This is a genomic window from Daejeonella sp., assembly GCF_049655485.1.
In the GTDB taxonomy this organism is placed as follows: Bacteria; Bacteroidota; Bacteroidia; order Sphingobacteriales; family Sphingobacteriaceae; genus Daejeonella.
Map to the genome: position 1 here is coordinate 1 of NZ_JBASJU010000024.1, position 2,462 is coordinate 2,462.

General features: G+C 39.8%; 4 protein-coding genes. 1 reads left to right on the forward strand and 3 read right to left on the reverse strand.

Translation table 11 applies throughout. The features are described from left to right. From WBJ10_RS01205 to WBJ10_RS01215, 3 genes are all read right to left on the reverse strand, one after another. A partial coding sequence (locus WBJ10_RS01205) for an aconitase family protein (RefSeq protein WP_424287733.1) occupies positions 1-327 on the reverse strand: 327 nt, incomplete at its 3' end. Between the two features lie 209 nt (positions 328-536). Then, positions 537-881 (reverse strand): response regulator transcription factor, encoded by a 345-nt coding sequence (locus WBJ10_RS01210; RefSeq protein WP_424287734.1) that lies wholly within the window; start codon positions 879-881, stop codon positions 537-539. A 131-nt stretch (positions 882-1,012) separates the two neighbouring features. Further along, a complete protein-coding gene (locus WBJ10_RS01215; protein ID WP_424287735.1) occupies positions 1,013-1,630 on the reverse strand; it encodes a polysaccharide deacetylase family protein in 618 nt (205 codons plus the stop codon). A gap of 102 nt (positions 1,631-1,732) precedes the next feature. On the opposite strand from WBJ10_RS01215, the gene WBJ10_RS01220 reads away from it, so the two are divergent. Continuing rightward, positions 1,733-2,462: TolC family protein (locus WBJ10_RS01220; protein ID WP_424287736.1), on the forward strand; the 730-nt coding region annotated here is incomplete at its 3' end.

Consider the following 2,462-nt stretch of genomic DNA (forward strand, 5'->3'; position numbering starts at 1 on the left):
TGCTAGATCCTCGTCGGCACCTACTTTAGCCTGAATAAGGTGATCGCAATGTACAGTTGAAGGCACCGCAACGGTTGGCCTGCCTGCCTGCATAAACTGCAATAAAGCCATTTGCGCGGTTGCATCCTGCATCGCTACACGGTCCGGTGCGAAATCCACATAAGTGACTCCCCGTTCGTGCGCTTCAGAAGCATTACCCTGCCATAAATGGGCATATAAAATTTTCTCTGTTAAAGTAAGGGGCTTATTAACAACCTTCCGGGCAGCCTCAAGGCGGATGCCGTAGTTATCATAAACCTTTTTGATCATGTCTAAATCAAATGCCATATTATTTGCTTGATTTTAATTATTCCTGTTATTACTGCGAGCGAAGTTACAAAAAACAGGCTTAAAAATGCAGGATTTCCGAGAATTCTAATTAGAAAAAGTCCCCTAAAGCGCAATTTATGCAACGAAGCAGGAAATTATTTTCACGAAAAAGCTTGAACTGATTTTATAATCCAGCGCTGGTGCCTGAAAAATATAAGGAGAGGACTTTAACTGTTTAAATGCTGAGCAATTTTATCCATCAGCTCATCCATGCTGAATGGCTTTTCAAGGAAGTCATCAGCGCCAGCTTCCTGGGCAGAACGGGCGAGATGGGTACTCGCCGATATCATGATCACAGGTATATTCTTTGTCTCATCCCTTTTCTTTAGTTCCCGGCAAATATCCCTGCCATCCTGCCCAGACATCCAGATGTCCAGCAAGAACAGATCGGGGAACTCATCACGCATTTCTAAAACAGTAGCACCGTTCAAGGTGGATAGAACTTGATATCCTTCAAATTCAAGCATCAATTCGACTGCGCCAACAATCCCAGCGTCGTCATCTGCAATCATGATTTTTTTTGGAGAGGCCATTTTGTTCATAAGCAAAAACTGAGCCTGTATTTCTTTATAGATAATATTTTTACAGATTAATTTAATGTAAATGTCGCCGGGGGTCATTTTATATGCTTTATCAGCCTTGCTTATAGCATTTTAAAGCCAAAACCCATAGTTCGAAGTTTTTCTAATACAAGCGGAAGTGTCACACTTAACCGGGAATAAGCCTTATTGCTGTCGTGAAAAACTACAATGGAACCATTTTTTACGTTTTTAAGTACGTTATTGATACAGTCCTCAGCATTCAACCTTGAGTCAAAGTCGCCGCTCAGAACATCCCACATAACAATTTCCATTTCCGGATATAATGCCTTGAATCTGCTAATTTGCGATCTCCTGATCCTTCCGTAAGGAGGCCTAAAAAGGTTTGACTTGACTACTTCCCGGCATTTTTCAATATTCATCAAATATTGTTCATCAGGAGTAGCCCAGCCTTTTAAATGATTGAATGTATGGTTACCGACACGGTGGCCGTTGGCTAGAATGCTTGTATAGATTTCAGGATATTTACATACATTATCGCCAATGCAAAAGAAAGTTGCCTTTGCATCAAAGTTTTTTAAAGTATTTAATACAAATGGTGTAACAACAGGGATAGGTCCATCGTCAAAAGTGAGATAAACATATTTTTCTTTCCGATTTTTATGCCAGGTTAAAGTCGGATATAACCATTGAAGCCAAAAGGGTGAGTGCGTGAGATACAATATGATCTTTGCTAATTTGTAACGAAGGTAAATATGTTAAATTATTTTTAATACTAATTTTATAGAGGAACTCAAACCAATTTGGTGCTGTCCAACAATTATATGAAACAAAAAAAACCTACAGGACTTTCAAAATATTGCTTTTTACTGGTAACCTTATTCATTTTAAATTCGGTTAATTCACAAGCTCAGGAAACGATTACACTAAAAAGAGCGACAGAGCTGGTTGTTGAAAATAATTTGCAGGTTAAGCAGGCCCAGTTCTCCGAAGCGATCTCGGATGAAAACTTAAGGCAGTCAAAAAATTCTCTGTTCCCTACGCTAAATGCGAATACCAGTCTGAATTTTAACTTCGGACGAAGTATCGATCCTTTAACAAACCAGTTCGTAAATCAGGCTATTACCTCAAATAACGGGAGCGTTTCTTCTAATACTCCCCTTTTTGGTGGGTTCGAGCGGATAAATATCATTGCTCAGAATAAATTACAGTTAGAAGCAGATAAGAGCTTCACTCAAAAAGTGAAAAATGATCTTGTCCTTGCTGTCGTGACTAATTATCTAACTGTACTTAATTCGCAGGATCTTTTGACCGCAGCGCAACAGCAATTGGGAATTTCCAAACAACAGTTCGACATAGAGCAAAAATTCTTCGATGTAGGTAATCGTACACTTGCCGACCTTTCCCAATCGAAATCGCAGGTAGCGACTGCAGAACTTAGCGTTACCAATGCCCAAAATCAGGTTGATCTTGCTTTCTTAAATCTTGCTCAGTTACTCGAGCGTGACCCGGCCGTTCCATTTGCAGTAGAGAAACCGGCAGTAAATGATATTG

Coding starts and splice junctions, on each gene's coding strand:
- WBJ10_RS01210 (WP_424287734.1), bottom strand. CDS start 881: ATGATTGCAGATGACGACGCTGGGATTGTTGGCGCAGTCGAATTGATG.